This is a genomic window from Herbiconiux gentiana (assembly GCF_024978135.1).
Lineage (GTDB): Bacteria > Actinomycetota > Actinomycetes > Actinomycetales > Microbacteriaceae > Herbiconiux > Herbiconiux gentiana.
The window spans coordinates 276,058-300,840 of the sequence record NZ_JANTEZ010000002.1 but is presented as its reverse complement, the minus strand read 5'-3'; the positions used below and the strand labels follow the sequence as shown (position 1 = coordinate 300,840).

19 protein-coding genes are annotated in these 24,783 nt (G+C 71.3%); 11 read left to right on the top strand and 8 right to left on the bottom strand.

Annotation, left to right across the window (positions count from 1 at the left end):
* Positions 1–28 precede the first annotated feature (28 nt).
* Positions 29–886 carry an NAD-dependent epimerase/dehydratase family protein gene (locus tag NVV95_RS05140; protein ID WP_259485464.1) on the top strand — a complete coding sequence of 286 codons (858 nt, stop codon included), beginning with the start codon at positions 29–31 and terminating at the stop codon, positions 884–886.
* Positions 887–922: 36 nt separating this feature from the next.
* Here NVV95_RS05140 and NVV95_RS05135 read toward each other — a convergent pair whose 3' ends face one another.
* A complete protein-coding gene (locus NVV95_RS05135; protein ID WP_259485463.1) occupies positions 923–2,395 on the bottom strand; it encodes an amino acid permease in 1,473 nt (490 codons plus the stop codon).
* 122 nt (positions 2,396–2,517) lie between these two features.
* On the opposite strand from NVV95_RS05135, the gene NVV95_RS05130 reads away from it, so the two are divergent.
* The 5 genes from NVV95_RS05130 to NVV95_RS05110 all read left to right on the top strand — a co-directional run bounded on the left by NVV95_RS05130 (position 2,518) and on the right by NVV95_RS05110 (position 10,999).
* On the top strand, positions 2,518–3,099 hold the full coding sequence (locus NVV95_RS05130) for a TetR/AcrR family transcriptional regulator (protein WP_259485462.1): 582 nt from the start codon (positions 2,518–2,520) through the stop codon (positions 3,097–3,099).
* Positions 3,100–3,161: 62 nt separating this feature from the next.
* Entirely contained in the window at positions 3,162–6,221 is a 3,060-nt protein-coding gene (locus NVV95_RS05125; RefSeq protein ID WP_259485461.1) for an MMPL family transporter, read from the top strand.
* Positions 6,218–8,500: a YhgE/Pip domain-containing protein gene (locus NVV95_RS05120; protein WP_259485460.1), complete on the top strand. Its 2,283-nt coding sequence runs from the start codon at positions 6,218–6,220 to the stop codon at positions 8,498–8,500. Before NVV95_RS05125 ends, NVV95_RS05120 begins: the two co-directional genes overlap by 4 nt.
* 132 nt (positions 8,501–8,632) lie before the next feature.
* Positions 8,633–9,895 carry an MFS transporter gene (locus NVV95_RS05115; protein ID WP_259485459.1) on the top strand — a complete coding sequence of 421 codons (1,263 nt, stop codon included), beginning with the start codon at positions 8,633–8,635 and terminating at the stop codon, positions 9,893–9,895.
* Between the two features lie 180 nt (positions 9,896–10,075).
* On the top strand, positions 10,076–10,999 hold the full coding sequence (locus NVV95_RS05110; protein WP_259485458.1) for an LLM class F420-dependent oxidoreductase: 924 nt from the start codon (positions 10,076–10,078) through the stop codon (positions 10,997–10,999).
* A 35-nt stretch (positions 11,000–11,034) separates the two neighbouring features.
* Here NVV95_RS05110 and NVV95_RS05105 read toward each other — a convergent pair whose 3' ends face one another.
* Positions 11,035–12,012 (bottom strand): acyl-CoA thioesterase, encoded by a 978-nt coding sequence (locus NVV95_RS05105; RefSeq protein ID WP_259485457.1) that lies wholly within the window; start codon positions 12,010–12,012, stop codon positions 11,035–11,037.
* Positions 12,013–12,152: 140 nt separating this feature from the next.
* Here NVV95_RS05105 and NVV95_RS05100 point away from each other — a divergent pair, with 140 nt between their 5' ends.
* The 3 genes from NVV95_RS05100 (at position 12,153) to NVV95_RS05090 (ending at position 15,861) form a co-directional block, all read left to right on the top strand.
* Positions 12,153–12,446: a putative quinol monooxygenase gene (locus NVV95_RS05100; protein ID WP_259485456.1), complete on the top strand. Its 294-nt coding sequence runs from the start codon at positions 12,153–12,155 to the stop codon at positions 12,444–12,446.
* Positions 12,447–12,710: 264 nt separating this feature from the next.
* Positions 12,711–14,891 carry a DEAD/DEAH box helicase gene (locus NVV95_RS05095; RefSeq protein ID WP_259485455.1) on the top strand — a complete coding sequence of 727 codons (2,181 nt, stop codon included), beginning with the start codon at positions 12,711–12,713 and terminating at the stop codon, positions 14,889–14,891.
* A gap of 7 nt (positions 14,892–14,898) precedes the next feature.
* Positions 14,899–15,861, top strand: coding sequence for a DMT family transporter (locus NVV95_RS05090; RefSeq protein ID WP_259485454.1), 963 nt, complete (start codon positions 14,899–14,901; stop codon positions 15,859–15,861).
* A gap of 226 nt (positions 15,862–16,087) precedes the next feature.
* Here NVV95_RS05090 and NVV95_RS05085 read toward each other — a convergent pair whose 3' ends face one another.
* Together NVV95_RS05085 and NVV95_RS05080 are read right to left on the bottom strand one after the other, a co-directional pair.
* The gene (locus NVV95_RS05085) at positions 16,088–17,401 is read right to left on the bottom strand and encodes an HNH endonuclease signature motif containing protein (protein ID WP_259485453.1); all 1,314 of its coding nucleotides are present in this window, start codon (positions 17,399–17,401) and stop codon (positions 16,088–16,090) included.
* Between the two features lie 49 nt (positions 17,402–17,450).
* Positions 17,451–18,590 carry a mandelate racemase/muconate lactonizing enzyme family protein gene (locus NVV95_RS05080; RefSeq protein ID WP_259485452.1) on the bottom strand — a complete coding sequence of 380 codons (1,140 nt, stop codon included), beginning with the start codon at positions 18,588–18,590 and terminating at the stop codon, positions 17,451–17,453.
* 157 nt (positions 18,591–18,747) lie between these two features.
* Between NVV95_RS05080 and NVV95_RS05075 the strand changes: the two genes are divergently transcribed.
* Positions 18,748–19,518 (top strand): FadR/GntR family transcriptional regulator, encoded by a 771-nt coding sequence (locus tag NVV95_RS05075; protein WP_259485451.1) that lies wholly within the window; start codon positions 18,748–18,750, stop codon positions 19,516–19,518.
* A 112-nt stretch (positions 19,519–19,630) separates the two neighbouring features.
* Entirely contained in the window at positions 19,631–20,614 is a 984-nt protein-coding gene (locus NVV95_RS05070) for a polysaccharide deacetylase family protein (protein ID WP_259485450.1), read from the top strand.
* Positions 20,615–20,626: 12 nt separating this feature from the next.
* Here the strand turns inward: NVV95_RS05070 and NVV95_RS05065 are convergent, their stop codons facing one another.
* Genes NVV95_RS05065 through NVV95_RS05050 form a run of 4 tightly spaced genes read right to left on the bottom strand, consistent with a single transcriptional unit; the run spans position 20,627 to position 24,782 of the window.
* The gene (locus NVV95_RS05065; protein WP_259485449.1) at positions 20,627–21,481 is read right to left on the bottom strand and encodes an amidohydrolase family protein; all 855 of its coding nucleotides are present in this window, start codon (positions 21,479–21,481) and stop codon (positions 20,627–20,629) included.
* Positions 21,482–21,484: 3 nt separating this feature from the next.
* Positions 21,485–22,438 (bottom strand): carbohydrate ABC transporter permease, encoded by a 954-nt coding sequence (locus tag NVV95_RS05060; protein ID WP_259485448.1) that lies wholly within the window; start codon positions 22,436–22,438, stop codon positions 21,485–21,487.
* Between the two features lie 2 nt (positions 22,439–22,440).
* A complete protein-coding gene (locus NVV95_RS05055; RefSeq protein WP_259485447.1) occupies positions 22,441–23,406 on the bottom strand; it encodes a carbohydrate ABC transporter permease in 966 nt (321 codons plus the stop codon).
* Positions 23,406–24,782, bottom strand: coding sequence for an ABC transporter substrate-binding protein (locus NVV95_RS05050; protein ID WP_259485446.1), 1,377 nt, complete (start codon positions 24,780–24,782; stop codon positions 23,406–23,408). The genes NVV95_RS05055 and NVV95_RS05050 overlap by 1 nt, the downstream gene beginning before the upstream one ends.
* Between the last annotated feature and the right edge of the window lies 1 nt (position 24,783).

Here is a 24,783-nt window from a genome sequence, read left to right as displayed (position 1 = left end):
GCATCCGTCTGCTCACGAAGGAGAGAACATGACCCGAGTCGTCGTCACCGGAGGCAGCGGCAAGCTCGGCCGCGCCGTCGTCACCCACCTGCTCGACAGCGGCTACGAGGTCGTGAACCTCGACCAGCGCCCGGGCAGCGACGCGCGGGCGCTGTTCGTGCAGACCGACCTCACCGACTACGGTCAGGTGCTGCAGTGCCTCACCAGCGTCGACGACCGCTACGACGGGGTGGATGCGCTCGTGCACCTCGCCGCGATCCCGGCGCCGGGGCTCCGGCCCAACTCGGCGACGTTCGCCAACAACGTGCCGGCGAGCTACAACGTCTTCGCGGCGGCGAAGGCCGCAGGAATCGACAACGTCGTCTGGGCCTCGAGCGAGACGGTGCTCGGGCTGCCGTTCCTGGAGAACCCGCCGCCCTCCTTCCCGGTCGACGAGGAGTACCCCGTGCGCCCGTCGACGACGTACTCGCTCGGCAAAGCGGTGGAGGAGGAGATGGCCCGCCACTTCACGCGCTGGAATCCGAACCTCAAGCTGATCGGCCTGCGCTTCTCCAACGTGATGGACGTCGAGGACTACGCCGCTTTCCCCGCCTTCGAGGACGCTCCCGAGAGCCGCGCCTGGAACTCCTGGGGCTACATCGACGCGCGGGACGGCGCGCAGGCGGTGCGCCTCGCGCTGGAGAGCACCCTCACCGGTTTCGAGGCCTTCATCATCGCCGCCGCCGACACCGTGATGACCACGCCGTCGGCCGAGCTCGCGCAGCGCTTCTTCCCCGAGGTGCCGTTCACCCGGGAGGTGGCGGGCACCGAGACGCTGCTCGGCATCGACAAGGCGCGGCGGATGCTCTGGTTCCAGCCGAAGCACTCCTGGCGCGACCACGTCTGATCGGGCCGGGAGCCGCCACCCGCGACCGGCCGGGGCTCAGTCGCCCTTCGGCCGGTTCGCCACGGTCGGGTAGGCGCCGGTGTAGCCGTCCCGCTCCTTCGCGATCGCGAGGATCCGATCGCGGTACACGTACCAGCCCACGATCAGGAGCGGCACGATGATCACGAGCGACGCGATCGTGAAGGTGCCCGCGGGGTAGTCGAACGCCATCAGCACGAGCACCGAGACGAGGAACACCAGCGTGAGGTACGAGGTGAACGGCGCCCCGAACAGCCGGAACTTCGGCCTCGTGTAGAGCCCCTGATCGGCCAGCTTCTTGAACTTCATCTGGCAGAGCACGATGGTGCCCCAACTCGACACGATGCCGAGCGCCGAGACGTTCAACACGATCTCGAAGGCCTGGGCGGGCACCACGAAGTTCAAGCCCACGCCGAGCAGCGCCACCGCGGTGGTGAGCAGGATGCCGCCGAACGGCACCCCGCGCTTGCTGATCCGGCCGGTGAACCGCGGGGCGGCGCCCGCCGTCGACATCGAGTGCAGGATGCGCCCGGTGGAGTACAGGCCGGCGTTCAGGCTCGACAGGGCGGCCGTGAGCACCACGAAGTTCATCGCCGATCCGGCGATCGCCGCCACCGTCGGATTGCCGATGCTGGAGAAGAACGTGACGAACGGGCTCTCGGTGGCCGAGTAGCTCGCCGCCGGCAGCAGCAGCGCGAGCAGCAGCACCGAACCGCAGTAGAAGACCGCGATGCGGAAGACGACGCTGTTGATCGCCCGAGGCATGATCTTCTCGGGGTTCGCGGTCTCACCGGCCGCCGTGCCCACGAGCTCCACTCCCGCGTAGGCGAACACCACGCCCTGGATCATCACGACCGCCACCACCAGGGTGTTGATGCCGTCGGGGAACAGTCCGCCCTCGGCGACGACCATCGGGATGCCCGTCACGCCCTGATCGGTGGGGAACGCGAAGGCGAGGAACACGACGCCGATGATCAGGAACGCCACGAGAGCCGCGACCTTGATCAGCGCGAACCAGAACTCCATCTCGCCGAACACCTTGACCGAGATCATGTTCGCGCCCAGCACGACCGCGAGCGCGATCAGGGCGAGCAGCCACTGCGGCACGTCGGTGAACAGGCTCCAGTACTGCACGTAAACGGCCACGGCGGTGGAGTCCACGATCGCCGTCATCGCCCAGTTCAGGAAGTAGAGCCAGCCCGAGACGTAGGCGGCCTTCTCGCCGTAGAACTCGCGGGCGTAGCTGACGAACGAGCCCGACGACGGCCGGTGCAGCACTAGCTCGCCGAGCGCCCGCAGGATGAGGAAGGCGAAGAAGCCGCAGACGGCGTAGTCGATCACGAGCAGCGGGCCCGCCTCGTGCAGCCGTCCGCCGGCGCCGAGGAAGAGACCGGTGCCGATCGCGCCACCGATGGCGATCATCTGGAGCTGTCTCGGCTTCAGCGACTTATGGTACCCCGCCTGCTCGTCGGCGAAACGCTCATTGCTCATGCGCCGACGCTAGTGCGATCCGGCGGTTTCCGGATGCCCCACCGCCGCTCAATCTGCGAGAAGGCCGCGAATCTGACCGATCGGCCAGGCGCTGACCGATCGGTCAGACTACGCTCGACGACGTGCCGATCCAGCCCATCACGCGCCCCCAGAACGACGTCGGGGCAGAACTGCGCGCCATCGCGCTGGAGATGTTCGCCGAGAACGGCTACGCCGGCACGAGCCTGCAGCAGATCGCCGACGCGGCGGGCTACTCCAAGTCGAGCGTGCTCTACCACTTCGGGTCGAAGGAGCAGCTGTTCACCTCGGCCATCACGCCGGCGGTCGAGAAGCTCACCGTGTTCCTCGACTCGATCGTCGAGAAGCTCACGGCCGACACCGAGCGCGACGCCGTCGTCGTGCAGTTCATCGACCTGCTGCTGGAGAACCGGCTGGCCGCCCACATCGTCATCAATCAAGGCCAGACGCTGTCCGACATCCCGGTGATGGACGAGGCGCGCGGCCTGATCGACCGCATCGGCGAGTCGTTCATGGCGGGCCTGCCCACGCCGGCCATGCGCATCCGTCTCGGTGTCGCCCTCGCCGGCGCCGCCTACGTGATGGTCGCCTCGCGGCCGAGCGCCGTCGAGGTCGAGGATCTCGACGAGGTCAGGGAGGCCCTCGTCGACGTCGTCTCCGAGCTGATCACCCCGCTGTCCCGCTGACCGCACCCCTGCATCCGCTGCACCCCTGAACCCGCCGCACCGCTGACCCGAGGAGCCCTCCCGTGGCAACACTGCTCTACCGCATCGGCCGCTTCGCCTACCGGCGCGCCTGGTACGTCGTGATCGGCTGGGTGCTCGTGCTCGGCGCGATCCTCGGCGGCGGCCTCGCCCTCGGCGGGCAGACCCAGGAGAGCTTCACCATCCCGGGCACCGAGTCGCAGCAGGCGATCGACAAGCTCGACAGCCTCTTCCCGCAGGCGGCCGGCGCCGGCGCGACGATGGTGGTGTCGGCGCCCGACGGTCAGAACATCAATACCGACCCGGTGAAGCAGGAGCTCTCCGACGTCGCCGACGGCATCGCCGACCTCCCCCAGGTCGCGAGCGTGGTGTCGCCGTACTCCGAGTACGCCACCGACGCCATCTCCGACGACGGCACGACCGCGCTCATCAAGGTGCAGTTCGACGGCCCCGCCACCGACGTGAAGGACTCCTCGCTCACGGCCCTGGAGGACGCGGGCCAGAAGCTCGTCGACGAGGGCATGAGCGTCTCGTACACCGGCGAGGTCTTCCAGTCGACCGGTTTCGGGCTCACCATCACCGAGGTCTTCGGCGTCGTGTTTGCCTTCGTCGTGCTGCTGGTCACCTTCGGTTCGCTGCTCACCGCCGGCCTGCCGCTGCTTTCGGCCGTGATCGGCGTGGGTGTCGCCATGGGCGGCATCACGCTCGCGGCCGCCTTCACCACCGTCTCGAGCACCGCGCCGACGCTGGCGGTGATGATCGGGCTGGCGGTCGGCATCGACTACGCCCTATTCATCCTGTCGCGGCACCGCACGCAGCTGGCGCTCGGGATGGACCCCGAGGAGTCGGCGGCGCGCTCGGTCGCCACCGCCGGTGCCGCCGTGGTGTTCGCCGGCCTGACCGTGATCATCGCGCTGCTCGGCCTGCTCGTCGTGGGCATCCCGTTCCTGTCGGTGATGGGCGTGGCGGCGGCGTTCGCGGTGCTCGCGGCGGTGTGCATCGCCATGACGCTGCTCCCGGCGATCATGGGCATCGCCCGGGGCAAGCTGGTGCCGAAGGCGGGATCGCGGGCGGCCCGCCGGGCGATCGCCGCTACCGAGCACCCGGAGGAACGCGCATCCGCCGCACCGGCCTCGAACAGCTCGGGCGACGCCCCGGCCCCGGCCCCCACGGCCTCCACGGCCCCCACGGCGAAGCGCGTCAAGCCGTCGCTCGGCGGGCGCTGGGTGGCGCTGGTGATGAAGGCGCCGATCGTGTTCATCGTGCTCGTCGTGGGTCTGCTCGGGGCGGCGGCCATCCCGGCCGCGGGCCTCGACCTCAACCTGCCCACCGCGGCGTCGCAGCCCGAGGGGTCGACGACCCGCACCGCCTACGACACCATCGCCGACAAATTCGGCGAGGGCAGCAACGGCACGGTCGTCGTGGTGGCCGACATCACGCAGACGACCGACATCCAGAACGACCTCGCGGGCATCCGCTCCGACCTCGAGGCCGTCGACGGCGTCGCCTCGGTGGGCCAGGGCCTGCCCGACCAGACGCTCGACACCGCGATCTTCCAGGTGGTGCCGACGACCGCGCCCGACTCGCCCGAGACCAAGGAGCTGGTGAACCGGCTGCGCGACCTCAAGGGCGAGATCCAGTCGCAGTACGACGTGCCGATCACGGTGAGCGGCCAGACCGCCGTCGCCATCGACGTCTCGACGCAGCTGACGAACGCGCTGCTGCCGTTCGGGGTGCTCGTGGTGGGGCTGTCGATCATCCTGCTCGCCATGGTGTTCCGCTCGATCGCGGTGCCGATCAAGGCGGCGCTCGGCTTCCTGCTCACCGTCGGGGCGTCGTTCGGCGTCACGGTCGCGGTGTTCCAGGACGGCGTGGCCGCCGATCTGCTGAATGTGCACACGACGGGGCCGATCATCAGCTTCCTGCCGATCCTCCTGATGGCCATCCTGTTCGGGCTCGCCATGGACTACGAGGTCTTCCTCGTCTCGGGCATGCGCGAGGAGTTCGTCAAGACCGGCGACGCCCGGCGGGCGGTGCGCATCGGCTTCCAGAACGGCGCGCGCGTCGTGACGGCGGCGGCGCTGATCATGTTCTTCGTCTTCTTCGCATTCGTGCCCGAGGGGGAGGGGCCGATCAAGGCCATCGCCCTCGCGCTCGCCGTGGGCGTGTTCGTCGACGCGTTCCTCGTGCGCATGACGCTGGTCCCTGCCGTGATGACCCTGCTCGGTCGGCACGCCTGGTACCTGCCGAAGTGGCTCGGCCGCATCCTGCCGAACGTCGACGTCGAGGGCGAGAGCCTCCGCGAGCACCTCGACGAGGCGTCGTGGGCGTCGACGCGGTCGGCGGCCGTCGACGCGTCGGAGCTCGTGATCGCCGGGGCCGGTGGCCCGCACACCTTCTCGGTGCCGGCCGGCAGCCTCGCCGTGGTCACGGGTGACACGGCGGCGCGGCGCCTCGTCGGCGCGGCCGTCGCCGGGCGGATCAGCCCCGACGGCGGGCGCCTGCAGGTGCTCGGGCACGGCCTGCCCTCCGAGAGCGGCGACGTCGCGCGTCGGGTGACCTTGGTCGACCTCGACTCGCGGCGGCTCGACTCCACCGTGAGCGTCGGTGACGCGCTGAACGAGCGACTGGCGCTGGGTTCGCCGTGGTTCCGGCGCGACCGGCACGCGGCGTCGCGGCTCGTGGGGCGGGTGAATTCGGCGCTCGCCGCGGCCGGCTCAGCCTCGGGCGCGGGCTTGGCCTCGGGCGAGGTGCCGATCGACGTGCACCGCACCCTCGGCGAGCTGTCGCCGCTCGCGCTCGCGCTCGTGACCGTCGCCCTCGGCGTCGCCGACGGTGCGCCGATCGTGGTCGTCGACGCGGGGGACGGCGAGTTCGCGCATCCGTCGGCCGGCTTCGTGGCGGCTGTCGCCGGCATCGCCGACCCGGGTGCGACCGTGCTGCTCGGCGTCTCGGCGGCACCGGCCGCGCACGCCTCGAGTGTGGGCACGGCCCTCGGCGACCGGATGCTCGGCCGCATCGACCTGGGCTCGCCACCCTCCCCCTCCTCCCTCGACACCGCCTCCGCGAACCCGGCCTCGGCCGCGAAAGGACTCTCGCGATGAGCACCTCGCACTCCGCCACCTCGGCGCCCTCCGCCCCGACGCCGCGCGCGCGGCGCCGCACCCGCATCGCCCTGATCGTGCTGGCCGCGATCGCGGTGGCGCTCACCCCGCTCGCCGTCAACGGGCTGTTCGCGGGCGCGCTCTCGAACGCCGACACGAACCTCACCCAGGTGCCCGCGGCGATCGTGAACAACGACCAGCTCGTCACCACGACGGCCGCCGACGGCACCCAGTCGGTGAACTTCGCCGGCCGCGGGCTCGTCACCGAGCTCACAGGGCCCGGTGAGAGCGGCTTCGGCTGGGAGCTGACGAACTCGGAGCAGGCGGAGGAGGGGCTGAAGAACGGCACCTACTACGCGGTGCTTACCATCCCCGAGGACTTCTCGGCCACGATCAATACGCTCGCGACGCCCGACCCCAAGGCGGGGCTGATCGACATCCAGACCGACGACTCGCACGGCTACCTCTCGGGCATCCTCGCCTCGACGGTCGCCTCGGCGGTGCAGGCGGGCTTCGGCCAGACCATCACGGCGCAGGTCGTCAACGGCGTCTACACGAGCTTCGGCACGCTGGGCACGAGCCTGTCCGACGCGGCCTCGGGCGCCTCGCAGCTCGGCACGGGCGCCGACGGCCTCGCCTCGGGCGCGACCCAGCTCGCCGACGGGCTATCGCAGCTCTCGACCGGAGCCGCCGCGGCCGTTCCGGGCGCCTCCCAACTGGCCGACGGGCTGACCCAGCTCTCGACGGGGGCCTCGACGGCCTCGACGGGCGCGGCCCAGCTCGCGACGGGGCTTCCGCAGCTGAGCGACGGGGTCTCGCAGTCGGCCGCCGGTGCCGCGCAGCTGTCGGCGGGTGTGAACGGGCTCGCGACGGGTGCGACCCAGCTCTCGGGCGGTGTCGATCAGTACACGAACGGGGTCGACCAGTTCGCCGCCGGTGTGGGGCAGCTCGCCCCGGCGGCCGACGGGATCCGGCAGCTCTCGGCGGCCCTGCCCCAGTACACCGCTGGCGTGACCCAGTCGGCCGGCGGCGCCCAGGAGCTGTCGGACGCCATCGCGGCCGACCCGACCGCGCCCGCGGAGCTGAAGGACGCGGCGGCCTCCCTCGCCGCCGGGCTCGCCTCCCTGTCTGAGGGCGGCACGGCGCTGTCCGAGGGAGCCGCTCAGCTCGCGCCGGTCGCCGACGGCATCGACGGGCTGGTCACGGCCGGGCCTCAGCTGACCGCCGGCAGCCAGCCCCTTCGTGACGGCGCCACCCAGCTCTCGCAGGGTCTCGGCCAGCTCGCCCCCGGCGCCACCCAGCTGAGCGACGGACTCGCCAGCATCGCGCCGAACCTGGCGGCCGCCTCCGACGGAGTCGTGCAGCTCTCCGGCGGTCTCGGCACCCTGGCGGACGGGCTCGCGCAGACCGCGCCGGGCGCAGGGCAGCTCGCCAGCGGGGTCGAGCAGTTGTCGTCCGGTCTGGCGCAGACGGTACCGGGGGCCGAGCAGCTCGCAGGTGGTGCGACGCAGCTCGGGGATGGAGCCGAGACGCTCTCGAGCGGGCTGAGCGAGGGCGCGACGAAGCTGAACGCGCAGGCTCCGAGCGACTCGGAGGCGGCCGCGAAGGTCGCGGCCACACCCGTGACCGTCGACGTGTCGACCGCGAACCAGGTGAACAGCATCGGGCAGGTCGTGTCGACCATCCTGCTGCCGACCGCGCTGTGGATCGGGGCGCTCGCCCTGTTCCTCTGGCTGCGGCCGTTCTCGCGGCAGGTGCTGGCGTCGGCGGTGCCGACCGGGCGGCTGACACGGCGCACCTTCGCGATCGCGGGCGGGCTCGCTGCGGCGCAGACGCTGATCGTGGTGCTGTTCGTGCACCTCGCCCTCGGTGTCGCGTGGTCGTCGTTCCCGGCCACCCTCGCGTTCTCGCTGCTCGTGGCGCTGGCGTTCACCGCCTTCCACCAGCTGCTGAGCACCGCGTTCGGGCGCATCGGCTCGGTGATCTCGCTCGTGCTGCTGGCCCTGCAGCTGGCGTCGACGGGCGGGCTGTACCCGGTGGAGATCCTCTCGGGTCCGTTCCGGGCGCTCAGCGCCGTCACGCCGTTGAGCTACGCGGTGGCGGGTATCCAGGCCATCCTCACGGGAGGGGCGGCGAGCACGGTGCTGTCGGCGGCGGTCGTGATGGTCGTGCTGCTGCTGGTCAGCCTCGCGCTGTCGCAGGCGGCCCTCGCGCGGCGTCGGCGACCCGACACGATCGGCTGGACCGTTCCGCCGCGCACTCGGGCGGCTTCCGCGTAGCGCCGGGCCGCGCATCCGCTCGCCCGCCCCGGCCCGGTGCCCTGGCGGGCGGGCCGACGCCCCGCGCGCGCGGGTCGGCGCCCCCACCGCGCGCGGGCCGACGCCCTGCACAGCGCGCGTAGCATGGTGCGGATGACCCGTTCAGTGCGCTCCGGCTTCCCGTGGCTGCTCGTCACCGGGATCGTGGCGATCGGGTTCATCCTGCGCGGGCCCATCGTGGCCGTCGCCCCGATCACGCCCGAGATCAGCGGCGACCTCGCCCTGAACGCGGCCCAGGCGGGGCTGCTGACCAGCCTGCCGGTGCTCTGCTTCGCCCTCGTCACGCCGTTCGCGTCGATCTTCATCGGCCGCGCGGGGGCGAACCTCGCGACCACGGTCGCCATCCTGGGGGTCGGGATCGGCTCGATCGTGCGCTCGGCCGGCGGTGCCGAGGCGACCTTCACCGGCACGATCATCATGGGCGCCTTCATCACGATCGGGAACGTGGTGATCCCGGTGCTGATCCGCCGCGACGTGCCGACCGAGCGGGTCGGGATCGTCACCGGCGCGTACACCTCGGCGATGAACGTCAGCTCGATGATCACCTCGCTCGCCACCGTGCCGCTGTCGGCCGCGTTCGGCTGGCGCGGCGCGCTGTTCGCGTGGACGGGCTTCGTCGTGCTCGCCGCCGTGTTCTGGCTGGTGGCCGTCGGCCCGCGGGCCGCCGTGAAGTGGGGGCCGATCAAGCCCGCGGTCGAGACCGGGGCGGTCGACACGGTCGCGGTCGACACCCGTGGCATCCCGGTGGCGCCGGCCGAGCCGCGCACCTGGCGCAACCTCTCGGCCGTGCTGCTCGCGCTGGCCTTCGCCGGTCAGGCCTTCTCGTACTACGGGCTCACCGCATGGTTCCCGAGCATCCTGCAGCAGGAGGTCGGATACTCGGCCACCGCCGCGGGTTCCAGCTCGTCGATCTTCCAGATTGCCGCGGTCGTGGGGGCGCTCGGCGTTCCGCTGCTCGCCCAGCGGCTGGGCATCCCGCGCACCTTCGTCGGGGTGGCGGTGCTCTGGGTCACCTTCCCGCTCGGGCTGATGCTGGCGCCGGACGCGTGGCTCGCCTGGGGCTTCCTCGGCGGCGTCGCGCAGGGCGGCGGCATCACGATCGTGTTCATGCTCGTCGTGCAGCTCTCGCTGACCGGCACCCACGCCCGGCGGCTCTCGGCGATGGTGCAGGGCGTCGGCTACGCGCTCGGAGCGACGGCGCCGGCCCTCGTCGGGGCGGTGCACGACGCCACGGGCGCCTGGACCCTGCCGATCGGCGTGGTGCTCGTGGCGACGCTGGTCTTCGCGACCGCGGGCCTCGCGGGGGCCCTCCGCGCCACGGGCCCGCGCTCGCGCCGCGCCCGCGCGCACCCCTGACCCCGCGCGCCCCCATCCCGCGCGCCCGCTTCACCCCGCGCGCCCCCATCCCGCGCGCCCCCACCTCCACCCCTCCGGGTCGCGCAAAAGCGCCTTCGGGGTCCGCGCCGAGTGCATTTGCGCGACCCGGGTGCGGGCTTCCGGGGTGGGGGCGAGCGGATGCGCGTTTAGGGTGGAGGCGTGGACTTCAGGATCTTCACCGAACCGCAGCAGGGTGCGAGCTACGACGAGCTGCTGGCCGTCGCCCAGGCGACGGAGGAGCTCGGCTTCGACGCGTTCTTCCGCTCCGACCACTACCTCCGGATGGGCGACGGCGACCCCGGCTACGGGCCCACCGACGCGTGGACGACGCTGGCCGGCCTCGCCCGCGAGACCAGTCGCATCCGGCTCGGCACGCTGGTGTCGAGCGTGACGTACCGGTACCCGGGCATCCTCGCGATCCAGGTGGCGCAGGTCGACCAGATGTCGGGCGGGCGCGCGGAGCTCGGGCTCGGCACCGGCTGGTTCGAGGAGGAGCACCGCGCCTACGGCATCCCGTTCCCGCCGAAGCGCTTCGACCTGCTCGAGGAGCAGCTCGAGATCGTGACCGGGCTCTGGTCGACGCCGGTCGGCTCGACGTATTCGTTCGAGGGCGCGCACTACACGCTGACCGAGTCGCCGGCCCTGCCGAAGCCCGTGCAATCGCCGGTGCCGGTGATCGTCGGCGGCAAGGGCGCGAAGCGCACGCCGCTGCTCGCCGCCCGCTTCGCGACCGAGTTCAACGTGCCGTTCCCCGACCCGGGCACGACCCCGGGGCTCATCGCGGGCGTGCGCTCAGCCTGCGAGTCGATCGGGCGCGACCCCGACTCGCTGGTCTACTCGGCGGCGCTCGTGGTGGCTACCGGGGCATCCGAGGAGTCCTTCCAGGCGCGGGCCGCAGCGATCGGGCGCGAGCCCGCCGAGCTGCGCACGAACGGGCTGGCCGGGTCGGCCGCCGAGGTCGTCGACAAGCTCGGCGCCCTGCGCGAGAACGGGATCACGCGGGTGTACCTGCAGGTGCTCGACCTGAGCGACCTCGACCACCTGGACTTCATCGCGCGGGAGATCGTGCCGCAGCTGGCCTAGTCGGGCCTAGCTGGCCGAGCCGGGCCGTCCGCCGCTCAGACCGGCAGCGCCTCGAGCGAGTCGCGCAGCCGCGCCAGTTCGGTGGCGTGCACCGCGAGCCGCCGATCCTCGTCGGAGAGCGCCGGCAGCGGCTCGACCGCCCTGGCCCGGCCGTCGGGGCCGAGGTCGACGAAGATCGTCATGCAGTGCGTGGTCAGCCGCAACTCCCGGGGTGTGCGCGGCGACGCCGCCCGCACGTGCACGGCGATGTGCAGGCTCCGCCCGCCGGTGTGGATCAGCCGTGCCTCCACCTCCACGAGGTCGCCGATGCGGATCGGGCTGAAGAAGTGGATGCCGCCCGAGTACACCGCGACCGCCTGCTCCGAGGTCCACGAGGCGGCGCAGGCGTAGGCCGCCTCGTCGATCCAGCGCAGCACGGTTCCTCCGTGAGCGTTGCCGCCGAAGTTCGCGTCCTGCGGCGCGGAGAGGAAGCGGAACACGGTGCGTGGGGTGGTGCCCTCGGCGGTGAAGTCCTGGGCGAGCATCGCGTCGCGGATGGCACGCCTCGGGGCGAGCCGCTCGGCGGCGCGTTCGTGGAGCATCCGCTCGTCGTCGTCGCTCGGCACCCAGCTCGGCACCGGCTGCGGTGCGCCGGCCGCGTCGACCGCGACGAAGACGAGCAGGCAGTGGGTGGCGGGGGTGAAGCGGCGGCTCCGGGCATCCGCCGACCCGATCTGCACGAGCACCTGCATGCTCGTGCGGCCCGTGTGGATGATGCGCGCCCGCGCCTCGATCAGCTCGCCCGGCTGCACGCGGCGGGTGAAGTGCACGTTGCCGACGTAGGCGGTGACGCAGTAGGCGCCGCTCCAGCCGACGGCGCAGGCGTAGCCGGCCTTGTCGATCCACTCGAGCACGCGGCCGGCGGCGACCGTTCGGCCGTCGGCGGCCGCGTCCTGCGGGGCGGCCAGGAAGCGGAGGGTGATGCGGTCGTTCGGGCGGTCGTTCGGGCGGTCGTTCGGGGTCACCTTCGTCACGATGTCAGAATCCGGATGCTCATTCCGGGCGGCTTGGCGGAAAGATCGGCGGTTCTTGCGAACGGGGCAAGGTGGGGAGGGGTGGTGGGCGGTGGGGGCGGCCGGCGGGCGGTGTCGGCGGGCGGGCGTACTGTGGGCGCATGACCGTGATCTCGCTGCTCGACCTCCGCATCAAGCCCGACCTGCTCGAATCCGCGCCCGAGGTGATCCACTCGGTGCTCGCCGCCACCCGCGCCCGCGAGGGCAGCCTCGGCGTCGAGGTCGCGGTCGACGCCGACGACCGCGAGCACTTCATCGTGGTCGAGAAGTGGGAGTCGATGGAGGCCGACGACGCGTACCGCGAGTGGCGGTCGACGCCCGAGGGTGTGTCCGACCTGGGGTCGCTGCTGGCGGCCCCGCCGGTGCTGACGCGCACGGTCGTCACCGACATCTGAGGCGGTCGGGCGTCGGTCGCTTTCGGCGCTCGACAGGGGTCGGCCGATCGTGTAGTGTCGGTTGGTCGGCTCTGGACACCGTGGGATTTTCCGCGGTTGGGTTTGTAAGTCTGGTGGGCCGGTTTCCCAGTCAGTGCATGGATGCGCTGGTCACTGGTGAATGTCGCGTACGACACGGCCCCCGCTACTCCCGGGGATCTAGTTAGCACTGCCAACACGTTCGGTGTTGAGGTGTGCGCATTTCGAGATAACCCAGGAAGAATCATGCCCAAATCCAACAAGTCCGGCGGCTTCAAGCCCGCCAAGAACTACGAGCCCCGCACGCCCGGCAAGGGTGGCCCCAAGGCCGGCAGCCGCAGCCCCGGTCACCGCGGCTTTAAGGCCGCCGACGAGACGGCGCCGCGCAAGCAGCGCTGGAACGCCGACGACCGCAGCGCCCGCGGCGCCGCCCCGAGCTCGCGCGGGGAGCGCCCCGCTTACGGCGACCGCCCCGCTTACGGCGACCGCCCTGAGCGCGGTGGACACAAACGCGGTGAGCGGTCCGAGCGTCCTTCGTACGGTGACCGTCCTGAGCGCGGTGGCAACCAGCGCCCGAGCCGCGAGAACGGCTTCAACAAGTCCGGCACCGGAACCGGCCGCAGCGAGCGCCCCTCGTACGGTCGCGACGAGCGCCCGGCGTACAACCGCGAGGAGCGCCCCTCCTACGACCGTGACGAGCGTCGCGTGCCGCAGCGCACTGACCGCCAGAAGTGGAACGACGCCCGCAACGAGGAGCGCCGTGCCGAGGCCGTCAAGGCCCGCGAGGACGCTCCGAAGCGGACGTGGGAAGAGCGCCCGAAGCGTTCCTTCGACCGCACCGAGCGCCCGGCGCGCAGCTTCGACGACCGTCCCAAGCGCTCGTTCGACCGCGACGACCGCCCGGCGCGCACCGAGCGCCCCGCGTACAACGACCGCCCGGCCCGCACCGAGCGCCCCGCGTACAACGACCGCCCGGCCCGGAGCTTCGACGATCGCCCCAAGCGCTCGTTCGACCGCGATGACCGTCCGGCCCGCACCGAGCGCCCCGCGTACAACGAGCGCCCGGCGCGCAGCTTCGACGACCGCCCGAAGCGGTCCTTCGACCGCGACACCCGCCCCGCCCGTAGCAATGAGCGCGGCAGCGACTTCTACCCGAACCGCGACACCAAGCCGGCCTTCAACCAGGTCGACGACGTCGTGCTCGAGCGCCTCGAGGCGCAGGCCACCCTCGCCGGAGACGTCGACGGCGTGACCTTCGCCGACCTCGGCATCGGTGGCAACATCACCCGCGTGCTCAAGGAGCTCGGCGCCGAGAGCCCGTTCCCGATCCAGGCGGCCACCATCCCCGTGGTGCTCGAGGGTCGCGACGTGCTCGGCCGAGGCCGCACCGGCTCCGGCAAGACCATCGCCTTCGGCGCCCCGCTCGTCGAGCGCCTGATGGAGAACGGCGGCGGCGCGAACCGCAAGCCGGGCCGCAAGCCCCGGGCGCTCATCCTGGCCCCCACCCGCGAGCTGGCCCTGCAGATCGACCGCACCGTGCAGCCCATCGCCCGCGCCGTCGGCCTCTTCACCACCCAGATCTACGGCGGTGTGCCCCAGGCGCGCCAGGTGGGTGCGCTGCAGCGCGGCGTCGACATCATCATCGGCACCCCCGGCCGCATCGAGGACCTGATCGAGCAGCGTCGACTCGACCTCAGCGAGGTCACGATCACCGTGCTCGACGAGGCCGACCACATGTGCGACCTGGGCTTCCTCGAGCCCGTGCAGCGCATCCTGCGTCACACCAAGGACGGCGGCCAGAAGCTGCTCTTCTCCGCCACCCTCGACAAGGGTGTCGCCACCCTGGTCGAGGAGTTCCTCGTGAACCCGAGCGTGCACGAGGTCGCCGGCGAGGACCAGGCGTCGAGCACCATCGATCACCGCGTGCTCGTCGTCGAGAGCCGCGACAAGAGCGAGATCATCCGTCAGCTGGCCGACCGCGAGGGCAAGACGCTGATCTTCTCGCGCACCCGTGCCTACGCCGAGATGCTCGCCGAGCAGCTTGAGGACGCCGGCTTCCCCGCCACGAGCCTCCACGGCGACCTCAACCAGTCGCGCCGCACGCGCAACCTGCAGCAGCTCACCAGCGGGCGGGTCAACGTGCTCGTGGCGACCGACGTGGCGGCCCGCGGCATCCACGTCGACGACATCGACCTGGTCATCCAGGCCGACGCGCCCGACGAGTACAAGACGTACCTGCACCGCGCCGGCCGCACCGGCCGCGCCGGCAAGAAGGGCACCGTGGTCACCCTGATCCCGCGCGCCCGTCGCCGCCGCATGGACGAGCTTCTCGACCGCGCCGAGATCGAGGCCGAGATGGTCGACGCCTTCCCCGGCGACGCCCTGCTCGGCGAGCTCGCCGCCGACACCCCGGTCGCGCCCCGCTAGTCGCCGCGTGACCCTCGCCCCACCGCCGCACGCCGGCCGTCTGCCCCTCGGGGTGGCGGTCGGCGTCGCCGTCGTGTGCGGGGTGCTGATGGCGACCCAGTCGCGCATCAACGGCGAGTTCGGCCGCCGCCTCGGCGACCCGTACTCCGGCGCGGCGATCAGCTTCGGGGTCGGCCTGCTCATCGTGCTGGCGATCGTGGCCGTGATGCCGTCGGCCCGGGTGGGCGCGCGTCGCGCGGTCGGCGAGGTGCGCGGCGGCCGGCTTCCGTTCTGGATGCTCTTCGCCGGCGTCGGGGGCGGCATCTTCGTGCTGACGCAGGGCCTGGCGTCCGCCCTGGTGGGTGTCTCGCTGTTCACCGTCGCCTTCATCGGCGGCCAGACCGTGAGCGGCCTCGTCGTCGACCGGGTCGGCATCGGACCGGGCGGCCGACGCTACCTCACCCTCCGCCGCGTGCTCGGTGCGGGCATCGCGTTCGGGGTTGTCGTGTGGTCGGTCGCCGCGCACATCGATCCGGCCATCCCGTTCTGGCTGCTGCTCCTGCCCTTCGCCGCGGGTATCGCCCAGGCGGTGCAGCAGGCGGCGAACGGTCGGGTGGCCGCTGCGGCCGGCTCGGCCGTGAGCTCGACGCTGTTCAACTTCATCGCCGGCACCGCGCTGCTCGTGGTGATCGCTCTCGTGCACGCGCTGATGGTCGGCGGGCTGCCGACCTCCTTCCCGCCCGAATGGTGGCTCTACCTCGGCGGACCGCTCGGTGTCACCTTCATCTTCGGACTGGCGACCGCCGTGCGCAGCACCGGCGTCCTGCTGCTCGGCCTGTGCTCCATCTCGGGCCAGCTCCTCGGCTCCATCGCCATCGACCTGATCGCCCCGGGCGCCGGCCACGGCGTCGACTGGACCACCCCGATCGCCGCGGCCCTCGTCATCGCCGCCGTCCTGATCGTCTCGCTCCCCTCGCGCCCGCGGCTCTAGCAGCATCACGCGGGGGTCCGAACCGACCGCGTTCTCCAACCGACGGACCTCTTCCGCCCCCGCGCAATGCGGAGCCTCGATGACCCAGCCATGATCATCGAGGGCAAGCGCGGAGCGCGCGGCAGCCCGTCGGCGGCCGGCGCCTATCGTCCCGCCTTGAGGGGCTGCCGCGCGCTTCGCGCTTGCCCTCGGTTGCCGTGGCCGGGTTGTGTAGGTGGGCGCGTTGTCACGCAGCCGGGCGCGTGATGGTGCGTCGGCGTGTGGTCGGGATGGGGGCCTGTTCGGGGTCATTCCACCGGGGTGGGATCAGATGCGGTACTCCGCCCTGCATGACCAGTTTCCAGTCCGCTTTGTGCAGGTGGGAGTGGTGGAAATGGCACAGCAGAACCCCGTTGTCGATATCGGTCCTCCCCGGCGGATGATCATCCGAAACCCATTCGTCGACGTGGTGCGTCTCGCAGTACGAGGGCGGGCGGTCGCAGTTGGGCCACACGCATCCGCCGTCCCTGGCGGCGAGTGCCCGGTTCTGCGCTGCGGTGAACAGCCGCTTCGTCTTGCCGTGGAACAGCACCTCGCCCCGGTCACCGAACAGCGTCACTGCCATGGGTGAGCTGCACCGCAGCTGCGCCACGGTCGATGCGGGGACGGGTTCGTCGAGCCCGTCGATGTATCCGACCCCGCGCCCGGCCTCGAGATCGGCGAGCGTCACGTGCACGTTCAGGGTGGTGGTGGCCCCGTTGATCCGGGGCATGTCCTCGGCTCCGGCCGCGCGGGCGATGAGTTCGGTGATGGTGTCGGCGTTCTTCTGCGCCGAGGTGCGATCGTCGGCGGTGACGTAGTCGCCCTCCTCCATGAAGCGCGGGCCGCTCACGCGGGGGCTCTGCATCGCTTGCAGGCTCGACATCCAGATGCCGCCCTGCTCGGGCATGAGGGCGAACTTCCCGCGGATCATCCCGTCCGGCGATTGACCGATGGTGAGGAAGCGGAGTTGCTGGTGCACCTCGTCCCGAGGTTCGGCGCCGTCGGGGTCGAGCACGTCCCGGAGGTGGATCGCCATTCTCGCGGTCTCATCGGCCGAGAAGTGGCAGGAGAGGGTCTTGTCGACCAGGGTCTCTTCGGCGCCGGCGACGACGTCGGGCGCGCATCCGCGGTCGGCGAGTTCGGTGCAGCGCTTGACGATCGTGGTGGCCGCCTCGATGGGCAGGTCGCCCGAGTCGAGCGCCTCAGAGACCAGGGGGAACGGCGCCGGCCCCTCGCCGCCACCGAGCAGCACTTCGCCCCGCAGCCGCTTCCCCAATTCGAGCCGGGCCTTGCACTCTTTCGCCGATGCGCCGGTGACGTTCGCGAGCAGCGCGACCGGCGAGGTGAAGTTCTGCGACCGGCTCAGCCCCTCGTCACCGAGCTCGGGCCGCGACCGCACCCCCGCCTCGCCGGCAAGCCGGATCACCCACGCCTGGACCACCCGCAACTGGGCCTCGCTAGCCGCGATCTCCTCGAGCAACGCGACGTCGCTCACGGTGGGGAGATCGGCGGGAAGCATACTGAGATTCTATCAGAAACGCCTGATGAATGCTCGTATCTTCTGGCTCTCAGGCCTCCGGGACGAGACGCAGTCCCGCCCGTGCCGGCCGCACGTGGGGCCCGGCCGGAATGCGCCACCCCTCCACCCCGCCGATCGCCGCGATGGCCGCCTCGTCGAGCGTGATCCCCAGCCCAGGCTCGTCCCCGAGTCGGATCCCCCCGTCGTCGATCGTCTGATCGACCGTCAGCCCGACGGGCATCCCGAGGTCTTGCACTTCGGTTGTGAAGTGGTTCGGCACAGCGGCCGCGGCGTGCGCGATCGGGTTCGCGTTGTACGCCACCGGGCTCACTGGAAGGTCCCGCGCATGGGCGATCGCCGCGACCCGCAGGAAGTGCGTGATGCCCCAGACCATCCCGGCCTGCACCACGTCGACGCCGCGTGCGTCGAGCAGCGGCCCGTACTGCTCCAGGCCCACGAGGTTCTCGCCGGTCGCGACCGCGGCCTTGACGGCGCGGCTCACGGCGGCGTTGCCGGCGGCGTCCCAGCGGCGCACCGGCTCCTCGATCCAGGTCAGCGGAACCTGCGCCTCGACCTCGGCGATGTAGCGCACGGCCTGCTTGACGTTCCACGACTCGTTCGCGTCGAGCATCAGCGCGGGGCGGGGGGAGTTGCGGCGCAGCGTGTCGGCGACGGCCCGCAGACGCGCCACGTCGGTGTCGCTGTCGCGCCCGCCCTTGAGTTTCGCGCTGGCGAAGCCCCGGTCGGCGTAGCGGGAGTACAGGGCGACGAGCTCGTCGTCGCCGAGCGCGATGTCCAGGCCGGACGCGTATCCCGGCACGAAGCGGTCGCGAGCGCCGAGCGTGCGCCAGAGCGGCTCGCCCGCCATCTTCGCTTTGAGGTCCCACAGGGCCATGTCGACAGCGCCGATCGTGCCGAAGGTGGCGCCGGCATGGCCCGTCTTGAAGACGTGGGCGAGCATCCGGTCGTAGAGGGCGACGACCGCCCGAGGGTCTTCGTTCTCGATCGCCGGGAAGACGCGCGCGATGTCGGTGTGCGCCCCGAGGCCGATGCCGGTGAGGCCGCCGTCGGTGTGGAGCAGCAGCAGGGGCACCTCGGTGACGCCACCGGCCACCACGCCGTTGACGTCACCGACGGGGCGGCCCCAGTCGTGCACGGTGGTCAGACTCGTGAAGCCTGTGATTCTCATCGTGTCCTGCTTTTCTCCGGTGAACCGCACGACGCCTCCTGCGAGAGCGTGTGAACAGCATACATCATATGTTTTGCCGAGAGGCAACCCGACAGACGCAAAGGGCAACCCGACAGACGTATGACGAGTGGCGGATGCTCGCACCTAGAATCGGGGCATGAGCATCGACTCCGCCGCTGCCGACACCGCCGTCGCGCCTGTGCTGCCCACCGTCGGGGTGCGCGCCCCCGCCGCCCGGCTCGGGGTGGCCGTCGTGCAGCAGCTCGTCGACGTGATCGTTACAGGCGCACTCAAGCCCGGGGACCTGCTGCCGCCCGAGGGGCCGCTGACGGCGCAGTTCGGCGTGAGCCGCACGGTCATCCGCGAGTCGGTCAAGCGGCTCGAGGAGAAGGGCCTGGTGACCGTCGCCCAGGGACGGGGCACGCAGGTCAATCCGACCTCGGAGTGGAACCTGCTCGACCCGGTGGTGCTGACCGCGATGATCGAGCACGACGACGCCCTGGGCATCCTCGACGAGCTGAGCAGCGTGCGCTCGGGCCTCGAGTCGACGATGGCGGCCGACGCGGCCCGGGTGGCTGACGCCGACGCGATCGAGCAGCTGCGGGCGTCGCTGCAGCACATGAAGGACGTCATCGACGACGCTCCCGCGTTCCGGCAGGCCGACATCGACTTCCACCACCTGGTGATGCGTCTGTCGAAGTCGCGGCTCGCCTCGAGCCTCGCCCGCACGCTCTTCGACCGCGCGCTGGAGAGCAGTCGCTACCACGGCCGCGACCCCGAGCACGCCTTCGAGCTGACCCTCGACGAGCACACCGCCGTGCTCGACGCCATCGCGTCCGGCGCTCCCGATGCGGCCGAGCGGGCGATGCGGGCGCACATCGACGGCTCGTGGAGCCGCCGCCGCCTGCCGGTGCGCGGGCGAGACTGAGACCGGAGCCGCCCGTACCCCGAACGAGTGGTAGCGGCCGGCGACCCGCCCTTTCTAGGCTTCGGTACCGTGCCGTTCGACTGATCGACCGGCGTCGATCAGGGAGGCGCGGGTGGCCGGCAGGCACGGGCAGTGGCGCGGGGGCGCCCCGGCTCCGCGCCATGCGCTCGGCCGCCCCCCGCACCGGGCCCCGACGGCGACGACCGGCGCCATCGACCGACGCGTGTTCCTCGGGGTGCTCGGGGTGGGCGCCGTCGCCGGGGTCTCGGGCATCGTCGCGCTCACGGGTGCCGCCCAGCCGCCGCTCGCGGCCGGCGCCGGGTCCACCGGAGCCGCGACGCGCACCCCGGGCACGCCCCCCACCTCCACCCCCGCCCCGACGGCCACCGCCCAGCCCGTCGCCGCCGAGCCCGAGCCCACCCCAACGCCCACCCCCACGCCCGAACCGGTCGCCGAACCTGCCATCCAGAAGCTGCCCCTCCCGTCGGGCGCCATCACCGGCCTCCCGGGCGACGGCGCCCTGCTCGCCTGGACGGTCGACGACGGCTCGAACGCCGACGTCATCCGGCTCTACACCGAGTTCGCGGCCGCCACCGGAACCCGCCTGACCTTCTTCCTCAACGGCTGCTACGACGGCTGGACCGCCAACGCCGACCTCCTGCGCCCCCTCGTCGCCTCGGGCCAGGTGCAGCTCGGCAACCACACCTTCGACCACGTCGACCTCACGAGCCTCTCCGACTCCCAGGTCGTCGCGCAGCTGCAGAAGAACCACGACTTCATCCTCAGCACCTACGGCGTCGACGCGCGCCCCTACTACCGCCCGCCCTACGGCTACCGGGATGCGCGCACCGACGCCCTCGCGGCGAGCATCGGCTACACCTGCCCGGTGCTCTGGTACGGCTCGCTCTCCGACTCCGGGCTCATCACCGAGCAGCAGGTCGTGGACTTCGCGACCCAGTGGTTCCTGCCCCAGCACATCGTGATCGGGCACCTCAACTACCTGCCGGTCACGAACGTCTTCCCGCAGCTGACGGCCCTCGTGGCCGAGCGGGGGCTCCGCACCGTGACGCTCGACGACGTCTTCCTCAAAGCCTGAGCGCAGCCGGCCTCACGTCGAGGCGCCCCGCCCGTAGCTCGCGAGCGCCGTGTCCCTGTCGATCCACCGCCGCTCCTCGGCCGAGAGCCCGGCGGTCGCCGCGAGATAGCTCTCCACCCAGGCGGACGCACCGTCGGCGAGATCGACCAGCGGCCAGTCCGTCCCCACCATCAGCCGGCGGGGGCCGAAGGCCTCCAACGCCACCCCGAGCAGCCGGTCGAGGCGTGCCCGTTCCGCCTCCGGCTCAGCACGCGAGGCCACCCCAGACACCTTCGCGACCACGTTCGACCGCCGAGCGAGCGAGCGCACGTCGCGTTCCCAGACCACGAGCGCGTCGGCGTCGGTGGGAGGCTGCCCGAGGTGATCCAGCACGAACAGCAGCTCGGGATGCGCATCCGCCACCTGCGTCGCCGTCTCGAGCTGCCACGGCCGCAGCACCAGGTCGAAGGCAAGATCGGCGCGCTGCACGGCGGAGAGCCCGCGCGAGACGTCCTCCCGCACGAGCCATTCGGGGTCGGCCTCGAGGTGCGCCAGGTGACGGATGCCCGCCAGCCGCTCCCCGCCCGGCGACGCCGCGAGTGCCGCGAGCTGCCCGGCCGTGTCGCGTGCGGCGAGGTCGACCCATCCGACGACCGCGACCACCTCGGCAGCACCGGATGCCTGCTCCAGCAGCCACACCGACTCCTCGGCCAGGTTCACCGCCTGCACCAGCACGAACCCGTCGACGACCGCGGGTGTTGCCTCCCGCAGCCCCTCGAGGGTGCGGTCCCCGTCCACCTCCGGCACCTCGGCGAGCCATTCGAGCCCGGGAGTCGACCGCCGCCAGACGTGCGCGTGCGCATCCACGAGCCGCCGAGGGCCGGCCATCCGCTACTCCTTCGTGCCGCCCGCGGTCATCCCCGAGACGAGGAAGCGCTGCGAGAACAGGAACACGATGAGCACCGGCAGCACCGACATGATCGTGGCGAGCGCGAGCGTCGGCAGCTGCACCGACGCGGCCCCCGCCGAGGAGGGGTTGAAGGCGGGCGTGGAGGCGAGCAGCGAGGTGAGCCCGACCTGCATCGGGTACTGGTCGCTGGCCGGCAGCATCACGAAGGGCAGGAAATAGTTGTTCCAGTTCTGCACGAAGCTGAAGAACGCCACGAGCGCCACCACGGGGGTCGCGAGCGGCAGCGCGATGCGCGTGAAGACCCCGAACTCGGTGCAGCCGTCGATGCGCGCGGCGGCCAGCAGGTCACGCGGGATGCTCGTGTTGAAGTAGATGTACGTGAGATACACGCCGAACGGGAAGAACGAGAACGGCAGGATGACGGCGAGCGGCGAGCCGATCAGCCCCACCGAGTTCAGCTCCAGGAAGACGGGCAGCACGAGCGCCGTGTTCGGGATGAGCATCACCACGAGCGTCGTCACGAGCAGCGCCCGGCGCAGCCGGAACTCGGTCAGCGCCAGTGCGTAGCCGGCCGGCACACTCACCACGAGCGTGATGACGAGCGCCAGCACCGAGTAGAGCGCCGAGTTGCCGAGCCAGCCGACGACGGCGCCGTCCTGGAAAGCGAACAGCGCGTTCCAGTTCACGGCGAACCCGTCGAGCGAGCCGAACGAGAACGGGTTGTTCTGGATCAGGTCGGTCGGCGACTTCGTGGTGGCCAGCAGCAGCCAGACGATCGGGATGGCGAAGAACAGCCCGAAGGCCAGCAGCACGAGGGCGACGACGAAGCGGCCCGACCACTGGCCGGGAGTGCCGCGGAGGGCGGGGGAGCGCCGGGCCGGACGGGCGGCGGCACGGTCGGCGACGTGGCCGGGGGCGGTCGAGAGCGCGGTCATCGTCAGTCCTTCTCGAAGAGTCCGCCGCGGGCGACGAAGAATGCGGAGAGCGCGAGGGCGATCACGAGCAGGAGGATCGAGATCGCGGCCGAGCCGTTGAAATCGTTCTGCTGGAACGCGTAGAGGTAGGCGAGCTGGTTCAGCGAGTAGTCGTTGGCGACCACGGCGTTCGAGGCCTGCGAGAGCAGCTGCGGCTCCACGAAGAGCTGGGTGCCGGCGGCCAGCGACATGATGCCCATGTAGGCGATCCACTTCCGCATCATCGGCAGCTGGATGCGCACCGCCGTCTGCACGGCGTTGGCCCCGTCGATCTTCGCCGCCTCCATCACCTCCTCGGGGATGTTGTTGAGCGCGCCGTACATGATGACGATCCAGCCGCCCGCCCCCGTCCAGAAGGCGATCACGGTGAAGACCACCGGCAGGTTCGCCGGGTTGATCGTCTGCACGAACGACTCGAAGCCGAAGGCCTCCAGCAGCGGCCCCACGGGGCTGACCGAGGGGTCGAGCACGAACAGCCAGAGCATCACGCTCGAGGCGCCGGCGAGGGCGCCCGGGATGTAGAAGACGAAGCGCGACGCGGTCGAGAGCCAGCGGATGCGGATCGCGTGCACGATGAGGGCGAGCAGCACCACCAGCACGAGCAGGCTGACCAGCCAGATCGCGAGGTAGACGGCCACGTGGCCGACGGCCGGCAGGAACCGGTAGTCGCCCAGCACCTTCGCGAAGTTGTCGAAGCCCGCGAACGAGCCGTCGATCGTGGTGACCGAGAGCACCAGGGCGTACAGCGCCGGGAAGACGCCGAACACCAGCATGAGCACCGTGTACCCCGACACGAACACGTAGCCCATGCGGTTCTTCACCGGGCTCCGCCGAACGGATGCGCGGCCCGACCGCCGAGGCGACCGGCCGAGGTGGGGGGTGACCCCCGCCGCGATGGTCGCCTCGACGTCCGGAACGGTGGCGGTCATCAGCCGACCTTGTAGCCGTTGACCTGGGCCTGGTCCTTGATGGCCTGACCCCACTCCTCGAGGGTGTCGGAGATGGTGCCCCCCGAGGTGATCACCGGGGTCACCGTCTTGGCCCAGACGGCCTCCTGGCTGAAGGTCGGCGAGCCCCAGCCCGACCAGACGAGGGAGGCCGAGTCGGTGAGGGCGCTCAGGTCGCCGGCGAAGTAGCCGCTCTCGGACTGCTTGGCCACCCACTTCTCACCGGCGGCGGCGAAGGCCGGCAGACCGGGGTTGAGCTCGACTTGGTACTCGTCGCTGGTCGCGACGAATTCGACGAACTTCTTGGCCGCGTCGAGGTTGGCCGAGTGGCTGGAGATGTACCAGGTGCCGCCACCGACGTTGCCGGTCACGACGTCCTCGCCGTCCCAGGTGAGCGGGGTCGCGGCGCCGATCTGGCCGGCGGGCACGTTGAGCGAGTCGGGGCTGTTGAAGATGGCTCCCGAGTACCAGACCGGGCCGGGCATCGCGAGCACCTTGCCGGCGTACTTCTGCACGAACGAGGGGCTGAACACGCTCTCGGTGGTGATCGAGCCGTTGCCGATCGAGGTGTCGAGCAGGTCGGCCATCCGCTGGCACTCCTCGCTCGTGGTGTCGACGGTGATCTCGCGCACGGCGGTCACGTCGCCCGCCTGGCACTTCGAGGCCCACATGTAGATCTCGGGGGTCCACGCGTCACCGGCGGCGCCGATGATGTACCCCGGATGCTCGGTCGCGACCTTCTCGCCGAGCTCCTGGTACTCCTCCCACGTGGTGGGGATCGTGTAGCCGAACTGGTCGAACAGGGTCTTGTCGTACCAGAGCACGTTCTGCGCGAGGTCGTTGCGGAGGCAGTACACCTTGCCGTCGATCGTGCAGGGGTCGAGGGCTCCGGCCGAGAATCCGCTGATCAGGTCGGACTCGACGAGGCCGCCGTCGAGCTGGGCCGCGAACGGCTGCGACCCGGGGGTGGACTGGCTCGCCCAGGCCGCGTCGTTCGTCTGCGTCGACCAGACCACGTCGGGCCACCCCTTCTTCGCCTTGTCGAACAGCTGGATCTTCGTCTGGAAGCTGTTGCTGCCGTTAGCGCTGCCATCGTACGTCACGACGTCGATCGGCACGTCGGGATTGGCTGCCTTGAAGGCGTCGGCGGCGGCGACGCGGGTGTTGTCGACCCAGACCGTGATGGTGCTGTCAGCCTGCTGCTCGGTCTCGGGGAAGCCGAACTCGCCGTTCGAGGCCGAGGAGGAGCCGCCGGCGCATCCGGCGGCCAGCAGGGCGATGGCGGCGGCGCCGGAGAGGAGCGCGAGCGAACGGAACCGGCGGCGGGGGGAGTGCGTGTGCTCGGGGGTCTGAACCATG

Excerpts from the sequence above, each read along its gene's own strand:
- NVV95_RS05140 (WP_259485464.1), top strand. The coding sequence starts at position 29 with ATGACCCGAGTCGTCGTCACCGGAGGCAGCGGCAAGCTCGGCCGCGCC.
- NVV95_RS05135 (WP_259485463.1), bottom strand. The coding sequence starts at position 2,395 with ATGAGCAATGAGCGTTTCGCCGACGAGCAGGCGGGGTACCATAAGTCG.
- NVV95_RS05120 (WP_259485460.1), top strand. The coding sequence starts at position 6,218 with ATGAGCACCTCGCACTCCGCCACCTCGGCGCCCTCCGCCCCGACGCCG.
- NVV95_RS05115 (WP_259485459.1), top strand. The coding sequence starts at position 8,633 with ATGACCCGTTCAGTGCGCTCCGGCTTCCCGTGGCTGCTCGTCACCGGG.
- NVV95_RS05100 (WP_259485456.1), top strand. The coding sequence starts at position 12,153 with ATGACCGTGATCTCGCTGCTCGACCTCCGCATCAAGCCCGACCTGCTC.
- NVV95_RS05095 (WP_259485455.1), top strand. The coding sequence starts at position 12,711 with ATGCCCAAATCCAACAAGTCCGGCGGCTTCAAGCCCGCCAAGAACTAC.
- NVV95_RS05085 (WP_259485453.1), bottom strand. The coding sequence starts at position 17,401 with ATGCTTCCCGCCGATCTCCCCACCGTGAGCGACGTCGCGTTGCTCGAG.
- NVV95_RS05080 (WP_259485452.1), bottom strand. The coding sequence starts at position 18,590 with ATGAGAATCACAGGCTTCACGAGTCTGACCACCGTGCACGACTGGGGC.
- NVV95_RS05075 (WP_259485451.1), top strand. The coding sequence starts at position 18,748 with ATGAGCATCGACTCCGCCGCTGCCGACACCGCCGTCGCGCCTGTGCTG.
- NVV95_RS05065 (WP_259485449.1), bottom strand. The coding sequence starts at position 21,481 with ATGGCCGGCCCTCGGCGGCTCGTGGATGCGCACGCGCACGTCTGGCGG.
- NVV95_RS05060 (WP_259485448.1), bottom strand. The coding sequence starts at position 22,438 with ATGACCGCGCTCTCGACCGCCCCCGGCCACGTCGCCGACCGTGCCGCC.
- NVV95_RS05055 (WP_259485447.1), bottom strand. The coding sequence starts at position 23,406 with ATGACCGCCACCGTTCCGGACGTCGAGGCGACCATCGCGGCGGGGGTC.
- NVV95_RS05050 (WP_259485446.1), bottom strand. The coding sequence starts at position 24,782 with ATGGTTCAGACCCCCGAGCACACGCACTCCCCCCGCCGCCGGTTCCGT.